The organism is Cereibacter johrii (assembly GCF_001720585.1).
GTDB lineage: Bacteria > Pseudomonadota > Alphaproteobacteria > Rhodobacterales > Rhodobacteraceae > Cereibacter_A > Cereibacter_A johrii.
Genome location: NZ_MABH01000096.1, coordinates 1 through 8,696, shown reverse-complemented (window position 1 = coordinate 8,696; position 8,696 = coordinate 1). Strand labels below are relative to the sequence as shown.

At 68.9% G+C, this 8,696-nt stretch carries 8 protein-coding genes; 4 read left to right on the top strand and 4 right to left on the bottom strand.

All coding sequences use genetic code 11. From position 1 onward, the window contains the following. Positions 1 to 1,345, top strand: a 1,345-nt coding sequence (gene recG / locus A9O63_RS07430; RefSeq protein WP_069331357.1) for an ATP-dependent DNA helicase RecG, incomplete at its 5' end; no start/stop codon positions are given. Between the two features lie 258 nt (positions 1,346 to 1,603). Next, positions 1,604 to 1,726, top strand: coding sequence for a hypothetical protein (locus A9O63_RS23525; RefSeq protein WP_084295687.1), 123 nt, complete (start codon positions 1,604 to 1,606; stop codon positions 1,724 to 1,726). Positions 1,727 to 2,147: 421 nt separating this feature from the next. Here the strand turns inward: A9O63_RS23525 and A9O63_RS07425 are convergent, their stop codons facing one another. After that, positions 2,148 to 2,588 carry an iron-sulfur cluster assembly scaffold protein gene (locus A9O63_RS07425; protein ID WP_069331356.1) on the bottom strand — a complete coding sequence of 147 codons (441 nt, stop codon included), beginning with the start codon at positions 2,586 to 2,588 and terminating at the stop codon, positions 2,148 to 2,150. Between the two features lie 65 nt (positions 2,589 to 2,653). Here A9O63_RS07425 and hisI point away from each other — a divergent pair, with 65 nt between their 5' ends. After that, a complete protein-coding gene (hisI, locus tag A9O63_RS07420) occupies positions 2,654 to 3,013 on the top strand; it encodes a phosphoribosyl-AMP cyclohydrolase (protein WP_069331355.1) in 360 nt (119 codons plus the stop codon). A gap of 243 nt (positions 3,014 to 3,256) precedes the next feature. Here hisI and gluQRS read toward each other — a convergent pair whose 3' ends face one another. From gluQRS to gyrA, 3 genes are read right to left on the bottom strand one after another with little or no spacing between them, the layout of a single operon-like run. Continuing rightward, the gene (gene gluQRS / locus A9O63_RS07415; protein ID WP_069331354.1) at positions 3,257 to 4,090 is read right to left on the bottom strand and encodes a tRNA glutamyl-Q(34) synthetase GluQRS; all 834 of its coding nucleotides are present in this window, start codon (positions 4,088 to 4,090) and stop codon (positions 3,257 to 3,259) included. Beyond that, on the bottom strand, positions 4,075 to 5,409 hold the full coding sequence (gene trmFO, locus A9O63_RS07410) for a methylenetetrahydrofolate--tRNA-(uracil(54)-C(5))-methyltransferase (FADH(2)-oxidizing) TrmFO (RefSeq protein ID WP_069331353.1): 1,335 nt from the start codon (positions 5,407 to 5,409) through the stop codon (positions 4,075 to 4,077). Before trmFO ends, gluQRS begins: the two co-directional genes overlap by 16 nt. A gap of 3 nt (positions 5,410 to 5,412) precedes the next feature. Further along, positions 5,413 to 8,175, bottom strand: a complete 2,763-nt coding sequence (gene gyrA, locus A9O63_RS07405; RefSeq protein ID WP_069331352.1) for a DNA gyrase subunit A — start codon at positions 8,173 to 8,175, stop codon at positions 5,413 to 5,415. 203 nt (positions 8,176 to 8,378) lie between these two features. Between gyrA and A9O63_RS07400 the strand changes: the two genes are divergently transcribed. Continuing rightward, entirely contained in the window at positions 8,379 to 8,642 is a 264-nt protein-coding gene (locus A9O63_RS07400; protein WP_002719779.1) for an usg protein, read from the top strand. The last annotated feature ends 54 nt before the right edge of the window (positions 8,643 to 8,696 follow it).

Sequence of the window (8,696 nt, the reverse complement as noted above, 5' to 3'; positions counted from 1 at the left end):
CTCGGTCGGCACGGGCGCGCTGCAACGGCGCGTGTTGGAGAGCCTGCCCTTCGCGCCCACCGCGGCCCAGACCCGGGCCGTGGCCGAGATCGCCGCCGACATGGCTGCGCCGGAGCGCATGAACCGGCTGCTGCAGGGCGATGTGGGGGCGGGCAAGACGCTGGTGGCCTTCCTCGCGCTCGCCATCGCCGTCGAGGCCGGCGGTCAGGGCGTGATGATGGCGCCGACCGAGATCCTCGCTCGGCAGCATCTGGCCAGTCTTGCGCCGATGGCCGAGGCGGCGGGCATCCGGCTCGCGCTCCTCACCGGCCGCGACAAGGGCGCCGAGCGGGCGGCCAAGCTTGCGGCCCTCGCATCGGGCGAGACGGGCGTGCTGGTGGGCACCCATGCCGTCTTCCAGAAGGATGTGATCTTCCACGACCTGCGGCTCGCCATCGTCGACGAACAGCACCGGTTCGGCGTGGCGCAACGGATGGAACTCGGCGCCAAGGGGGCCGCGGCCGACGTGCTGGTGATGACCGCGACGCCCATCCCCCGCAGCCTCGCGCTCGCAAGCTACGGCGACATGGATGTCTCGGTGCTGGACGAGAAGCCGCCGGGGCGGACGCCGGTCAAGACCGCGCTCGTCTCCTGCGAGCGGATCGACGAGGTGGTCTCGAGCCTCGCCCATGCGGTGGCGGAGGGGCGGCAGGCCTATTGGGTCTGCCCGCTCGTCGAGGACAGCGAGGCGGTGGACTATGCCTCGGCCGAGGCGCGCTTCCAGCATCTGCGCGCGGCTCTGGGCGAGGGCACCGTGGGCCTCGTCCATGGCCAGATGCCGCCCGCCGAGAAGGATGCGGCCATGGCGCGGTTCGTGGCGGGCGAGACGCGGGGGCTGGTTGCCACCACGGTGATCGAGGTGGGGGTGAACGTGCCCAATGCCTCGATCATGGTGATCGAGCGCGCCGAGATCTTCGGGCTGGCCCAGCTCCACCAGCTTCGCGGCCGGGTGGGGCGCGGGGCCGCGCAATCGACCTGCCTTCTCATGTATCAGGCGCCTCTGGCCGAGAGCGGCCAGCGCCGCCTCACCATCCTGCGCGAGACCGAGGACGGCTTCCGCATCGCCGAGGAGGATCTGGCGATCCGCGGCGCGGGCGACCTGATCGGCACGGCCCAGTCCGGCCTGCCGCGCTTCCGCATTGCCGATCTCGAGCGGCAGTCGGCGCTGATGGAGGTGGCGCAGTCGGATGCGCGGAAGCTCCTTAACGACGATCCGACGCTCTCCTCCCCCCGCGGAGAGGCGGCGCGGCTTTTGCTCTGGCTCCTCGATCAGGACCGCGCGATCCGTCTGCTGTCCGTCGGCTAAGCGCCCCTCCGTTCTGAGGTCTGCCTGCGCCGCCGGCGAGGGCAGGTGCCTGCGCGCCTCTTCCTCATCCCGGCGCAGATCCCGTCCCGGACCCGCCCGAGGCGGCGCCCCGGAGCCTCAGGCCGATGCCCGTCCTTCCTGCCCTTCTGCGGTCTCCCGGTGGGTGTTCTCATAAAATTCCGTTCGGTTCTTAAAAAGTTCTTTACACTCGTTAACGGGTGTGGGAACAATGACGGAACATCAAGACGGAGATCGCTCATGCTGACCGAGATGAAGGAAGTCCTGTCCCGCTGCTCCGAGACGTTGATCGAGGATGCGCTCGGCGTGGCGGCCGTCTTTTCTCTTCTGATCGGGGCGCTCTCCCTGCCGCACCTCGTCTGATCCGACTGCCTGCGACCGGTCGATCTCGGCAGCCGCCTGCTGCCTGTCCCCCAAGGATCCTCAAGGCCGGACGCCACTGCCGCCGCCCCTTGCCCCGGGCGGCGGCCTTTTCATGTCGGATGGCCCGCATCGGCCAGATGTTCAGGAAGGGAAGCGGCGCGTCCGCAGGGCGGGCCGTTCCGGCTGCTGGCGTTATGCCCGCCGCAACCCGTCCTCGCCTCGTCGGCTGTTCCGGCGCAGTCCGTGGCACAGCGCTCGCTCTGCCGGTCATGCTGCACGAAGGCCTGTTCGCCCATTCGGCCTGAGCAGGGACGGGGTAGTCACACGAGCTATCCGGGCTGCAAGGTTGCCCGGTTGCGGAGTGACCGGGCCGGTGGACGAACGGGTGCGGCCGAGCGAGAGGCCGCGGTCGGGCGGCTTGTCAGCCTTTTTCGGCCAGGGCAAAGGCCTCGGCCGCGGCCTCAAGCGCGAGCAGGATCGAGGCATGCCGGTTGCGGTAGTCGCGCGCGGGCAGAAGCACCTCGTAGCCCTCGAAGGGGGCGGCCGGCACCGGCCCGGCTTCGGTCAGCATGGCCTTCAGCGCGTCGCGCGCGGCCTCGACCTCGGCGCGTGAGCGGCCGAGCAGCGCGGCCCCCATGATCGAGGCCGACGCCTGACCCAGCGCGCAGGCCTTCACATCCTGCGCGAATTCGGCCACCCGCCCGTCCCGCAGGTTCAGATCCACCGTCACGGTCGAGCCGCAGACCGGCGAGCGCTTCCGCGCGCTGCCCTGCGCGGCGGCAAGCCGCCCGGTGTGCGGGATGTCTGCCGCCAGTTCGAGGATGCGCCCCGAATAGAGGCTGATCAGGTCGCTGTCGCTCATGGCTTTCCTCTTTGCGCTCGACCTCCTAGATAGGCCTCCGCGTGTCCGATGGAAAGGAACCCGACATGGCCTTCGACCCCGCGTCGCTCACCTTCGATGCCCGGGGCCTCATCCCGGCCGTTGCGCAGGACCATGCCACAGGCGAGGTGCTGATGATGGCCTGGATGAACGCCGAGGCCGTCGCCCGCACAATCGAGACCGGGCGCGTCACCTACTGGTCGCGCTCGCGGCAGGCCTTCTGGGTGAAGGGCGAGAGCTCGGGCCATGTCCAGCGCCTGATCGAGCTGCGCATCGATTGCGATCGCGATTGCCTGCTTCTGCTCATCGAGCAGGAGGGTCCGGCCTGCCACACCAATCGCCGCTCCTGCTTCTACACGGCGCTCCGTGAGGGCGAGGAGCGGATCGTCCTCGACCCGATGGTCTGACCGGAGGCATTGCGGGCGCCTGCCCGCCGGAGCCCGCCGCGCAGATCCGTCCGCGCGCCTGAGCCCGGCCGGACTGTGCGTGCGTGCCTGACCGCCGGAGACCGTCGCGCGGATCCGTCCGCGCGCCTGAGCCCGGCTGAACAGTGCGTGCGTGCAGGGTTGCCATCGGCGAGGGCGGGAGATTCGATGCCGGATCTCCCCGAGCCTCCGGAGGGCCGACGGTCCGGCAGTCCCCCTCCGAGCTCAGAACCCCACCAGCGCGCGGACCTCGGCCGGGCTCATCCCCTCGGCGCGGTATTTCGCCAGCGCCTTCGAATCGTCGCGCTTGGCGAGCCGCTTTCCGGCCGCATCGCGGATCAGCCGGTGATGGTGGAAGTCCGGGACGGGCAGGCCCAGCAGGCGCTGCAGGAGGACATGGATCGCCGTCGCCTCGAACAGATCGGCCCCGCGGACCACCTCGGTGACGCCCTGTGCGGCATCGTCCACCACCACGGCGAGATGGTAGGACGTGCCGAAGCCGCGCCGGGCCAGCACCACGTCGCCCACGGTGCGGGCGAGGTCCTGCGGTTCGTGCCAGCCCTCGGCCTCCGGTCCCGTCTCATGGAAGCGGAGCCCGCCTGCGCGCTCCTCCGCCCGTGCCATGTCGAGCCGGATCGCATCGTCGGGCCCCGCCTCGGCCATGGGGCGGCCGCGGCAGGTGCCGGGATAGAGGATCCCGTCGGGTCCGACCGGCACCCCCTCCTGCGGGGCTGCGAGGGCCGCGCGGATGTCGGCCCGGCTGCAGCGGCAGGGATAGGTGAGGCCCATCGCGGTCAGACGGTCGAGCGCCGCGCGATAGGCCTCGCCGCGGTCGGACTGCCGCAGGACCGGCTCGGGCCAGTCGAGGCCCAGCCAGTGCAGGTCGTCGAAGATCCGGGCCTCCCATTCCGGGCGGCAGCGGCTGCGGTCGATATCCTCGATCCGGAGGAGCGCCGTGCCGCCTGCGGCGCGCTGCCAGACGGTCAGGGCCGAGAAGGCATGGCCCAGATGCAGCGGCCCCGTCGGCGAGGGGGCGAAGCGGGTTACGCGCCCAGCCATTCCGTGAAGGCCGCCTTCGCCCGGTCGGTATAGGCCTTGTAGCGGTCCTTGCGCCCGCGCCGGCCGCCCTTGGCGTCGATGGGCGGGAAGAGGCCGAAGTTCACGTTCATCGGCTGGAAGCTCTTCGCCTCGGCACCGCCGGTGATGTGGGTCACGAGCGCGCCCATCGCCGTCTCGGGCGGCGGCGGCGGCAGGTCGCGCCCGAGGATCTCCGCCGCAGCCATCCGCCCGGCCAGAAGCCCCATGGCCGCACTCTCGACATATCCTTCCACGCCCGTGACTTGTCCGGCGAAGCGGATGTTCGGTCTGAGCTTCAGCCGCATCCGGTCGTCGAGCAGGGTCGGCGAGTTCAGGAAAGTGTTGCGGTGGATGCCGCCCAGACGGGCGAAACTTGCATTCTCAAGCCCGGGAATCATCTTGAAAACAGCGGTTTGTGCGCCGTATTTCATCTTTGTTTGGAAGCCCACGATATTGTAGAGCGTGCCCAGCTTGTTGTCCCGCCGAAGCTGGACGACGGCATGGGCCTTCTCTTGGGGCCGGTGGGCGTTCGTCAGGCCCACGGGCTTCATCGGCCCGTGGCGCAGGGTCTCGCGCCCGCGCTCGGCCATCACCTCGATGGGCAGGCAGCCGTCGAAATAGCCTGCCGTTTCACCCTCGTGGAACTCGGTCTTCTCGGCCGCGAGCAGCGCGTCGATGAAGGCCTCGTACTGCTCCCGGTTCATCGGGCAGTTGATGTAGGCGGTGCGTTCGTCCTCGGTCTCGCCCTTGTCGTAGCGCGACTGCCGCCAGGCCACCTCCATGTCGATCGTCTCGGCATAGACGATGGGGGCGATGGCGTCGAAGAAGGCGAGCGCCTCGGCCCCGGTGAGGGCACGCAGGCTTTCGGCCAGCGCGGACGAGGTGAGCGGTCCCGTGGCCACGATCCAGTTGCCGCTTGAGGGAAGGTCGGCAACTTCTTCTTCTACAACGGAAATCAGCGGATGGGCCCGCAGCCGTGCCGTCACGCTCTCTGCGAAGGGATCCCGGTCCACGGCAAGCGCGCCGCCCGCCGGCAGCCGGTGTGCCGCGGCCATCTCCATGATGAGCCCGCGCGCGGCGCGCATCTCCCAGTGGAGCAGGCCCACGGCGTTGCGCTCGTCATCGTCCGAGCGGAACGAGTTCGAGCAGACCATCTCGGCGAACTGGCCGGTGCGGTGGGCGAAGGTGCCGACCTTCGGCCGCATCTCGTGCAGCACGACGGGCACGCCCATCTCGGCGGCCTGCCATGCGGCCTCGGAGCCGGCCATGCCGGCTCCCACGATATGCAGGCTCTCTGCCATGGATCAGGCCTCGTCGCCGCCGGTCTCGCCCGGCTCCGCATCCTCGACCCCGTCGGCCGTGTCGCCCGCATCCGCGATCCGCGCGACCGAGACGACCTCCTCGCTGGCCCCGGTGTCGAAGACGCGCACGCCGCCGGCCGAGCGCGAGCGGAAGCTGATCTGCTCGACCGGCACCCGGATCGACTGGCCGCCCGAGGTGGCGAGCATCACCTGATCGCTCATCTCGACCGGGAAGGAGGCCACGAGCTGGCCGCCGCGCATCGATTTCTCAAAGGCGGTGACGCCCTGGCCGCCGCGGCCGCGGACCGGATAATCGTGGCTCGACGAGATCTTGCCGAGGCCCCGCGCGGTGATGGTGAGGATCAGATCCTCGGCCGCCGACATTTCGGCATAGCGCGTGGGCGAGAGCTGGCCCGCCTCGACCGCATCCTCCTCCTCGTCGGCCTCGGCCTCCTCGGTCACGCCCGCCATCAGACGGCGCTGCTTGAGATAGGCCGCGCGTTCGGCCGGATCGGCCTCGAAATGCCGGATGACCGACATGGACACGACCCGGTCGCCCGAGGCGAGGCGGATGCCGCGCACGCCGGTCGAGTCGCGGCCCGAGAAGACCCGCACGTCGGTGGTGGGGAAGCGGATCGCCCGGCCGAGGGCCGTGACCATCATCACATCGTCCTGCTCGTCGCAGATCGAGACATTCACGAGGCTCACGCCCTCGGGCAGCTTCATCGCGATCTTGCCGTTCCGCTTCACGTTGGTGAAATCGGACAGCCGGTTGCGGCGCACGTCGCCTTCGGAGGTGGCGAAGACCACCTGCAGGCGATCCCATTCCTCCTCGGGCTCGTCGATCTTCATCAGCGCGGCGATGCTGATGCCGGTCGCGATGGGCAGGATGTTGACGATGGCCTTGCCCTTCGCCGTCCGCCCGCCGAGCGGCAACCGCCAGCACTTGAGGTCGTAGACCATGCCGTCGGTGGTGAAGAACAGCAGCTGCGTGTGGGTGTTGGCGACGAAGAGTGTCGTCACCACATCGTCTTCCTTGGTCGCCATCGAGGCGAGGCCCTTGCCGCCGCGGCGCTGGCTGCGGAATTCGGCGAGCGGGGTGCGCTTGATGTAGCCGCCCGAGGTGATGGTCACCACCATGTCCTCGCGCTCGATCAGGTCCTCGTCCTCGAGATCGCCCGCCCATTCCGAGATCTCGGTGCGGCGCGGCACGGCGAACAGGTCCTTCACCTCGCGCAGCTCGTCCGCGATGATCGCCATGATCCGCTCGCGCGAGCCGAGGATGTCGAGATAGTCGCGGATCTTCGCCGCGAGTTCGGCGAGCTCGTCGGTGACTTCCTTGACGCCCATCGCCGTCAGGCGCTGGAGGCGCAGGTCGAGGATCGCCCGGGCCTGGATCTCGGAGAGGTTGTAGGTCCCGTCCTCGTTGATCGTGTGGGACGGATCGTCGATCAGCCGGATGTAGTCGGCGATGTCGGCCGCGGGCCAGCGCCGCGTCATCAGCCGCTCGCGCGCCTCGGCCGGATCGGCCGAGCTGCGGATCGTGGCCACCACCTCGTCCACGTTCGAGACCGCGACCGCGAGGCCGCAGAGGATGTGGCTGCGCTCGCGCGCCTTGCGCAGCTCGAAAGCCGTGCGGCGCGCCACCACATCCTCGCGGAAGGTCAGGAAGTGGCTGAGGAAATCGCGCAGCGTGAGCTGCTCGGGCCGGCCGCCGTTCAGCGCCAGCATGTTGCAGCCGAAGGTGGTCTGCATCGGCGTGAAGCGCCAGAGCTGGTTCAGCACCACCTCGGGCGTGGCGTCGCGCTTGAGTTCGATGACCACGCGGACACCGACCCGGTCGGATTCGTCCTGCACATGGGCGATGCCCTCGATCTTCTTCTCGCGGACCATGTCCGCGATCTTTTCGATCATCGTGGCCTTGTTGACCTGATAGGGGATCTCGTCGAGCACGATCGCATAGCGATCCTTGCGGATCTCCTCGACCCGGGCCTTCGCCCGCATGATGACCGAGCCGCGCCCCTCGAGATAGGCCTTGCGGGCGCCCGAGCGGCCGAGGATCACGCCGCCCGTCGGGAAGTCGGGGCCGGGGATGATCTCCATCAGCCGCTCGGTCGAGATGTCGGGATTCTCGATCATGGCGAGCGTGGCATCCACCACCTCGCCCAGATTGTGCGGCGGGATGTTCGTGGCCATGCCGACGGCGATGCCGCCTGCGCCATTGACCAGCATGTTCGGGAACCGCGCGGGCAGGACGGTGGGTTCGCGGTCCTTGCCGTCGTAATTGTCCTGGAAGTCGACCGTATCCTTGTCGATATCGGCCAGCAGGAAGGCCGCGGGCTTGTCCATGCGCACTTCCGTGTAGCGCATGGCCGCGGCATTGTCGCCGTCCATCGAGCCGAAGTTGCCCTGACCGTCCAGCAGCTTCAGCCCCATCGAGAAGGGCTGCGCCATCCGCACCAGCGCGTCATAGATCGCGCCATCTCCATGGGGGTGGTATTTCCCCATCGTGTCGCCCCCCGGGCGCGCCGACTTGCGGTAGGGCTTGTCCGACGTGTTGCCCGTCTCGTGCATCGCATAGAGGATGCGGCGGTGCACCGGCTTCAGCCCGTCGCGCAGGTCGGGGATCGCGCGGCTGACGATGACGCTCATCGCATAGTCGAGATAGGCGGTCTTCATCTCCTCGGCGATGGAGACCTGCGGCAGTCCGCTCAGCGGTCTGCCCATTTCTTCATCATCGCCGGGCTCTTCGGGACGGTCGGTCAAGGGGAGGCTCTCTTTCGCGGGAAACCATATCTCGTTGGCCGGGACTATAGACCATCCCGGATATGGGGTGCAATGCCGCGGGGCGCCGGGCCGCGCCCCGCCTGCGAGCAGCCGGTGGGCCCGAGTGACAACATACCGTTATCATTGAAAAATCGCCAGACTGCGGCATCATTTTGACAGGATGCACTCATCGGAGGGTCACGATGCGCGAGACGGAACTGATGCTGGCGGGCTATGGGCTGACCACGGCCGAGATCTTCTACCGGATGCCCGACCACCGGAATGTGCTCAACACCTTCGTCTGGCAGGAATACGACCTCGCGCCGGACTATCCCGCGCTCTTTCGCTTCATCGAATTCTGGCAGGAGAAGATCGAGGGGCCGCTCCATTCCGTGCGGTTCACGCATCGCAAGCTGATCCACCCCGGCGAATGGCGCAATGTGGTGGGCGAGTTCCGGCTGAACTGAGGCGCGCCCGGCCGGGTCGCCGGGCTCCGGCCGGGGCAGGGCCCGACAGGCGGG

Coding starts and splice junctions, on each gene's coding strand:
- hisI (WP_069331355.1), top strand. CDS start 2,654: ATGGCCTTCGACCCCGCGTCGCTCACCTTCGATGCCCGGGGCCTCATC.
- A9O63_RS07400 (WP_002719779.1), top strand. CDS start 8,379: ATGCGCGAGACGGAACTGATGCTGGCGGGCTATGGGCTGACCACGGCC.
- trmFO (WP_069331353.1), bottom strand. CDS start 5,409: ATGGCAGAGAGCCTGCATATCGTGGGAGCCGGCATGGCCGGCTCCGAG.
- gluQRS (WP_069331354.1), bottom strand. CDS start 4,090: ATGGCTGGGCGCGTAACCCGCTTCGCCCCCTCGCCGACGGGGCCGCTG.
- A9O63_RS07425 (WP_069331356.1), bottom strand. CDS start 2,588: ATGAGCGACAGCGACCTGATCAGCCTCTATTCGGGGCGCATCCTCGAA.
- A9O63_RS23525 (WP_084295687.1), top strand. CDS start 1,604: ATGCTGACCGAGATGAAGGAAGTCCTGTCCCGCTGCTCCGAGACGTTG.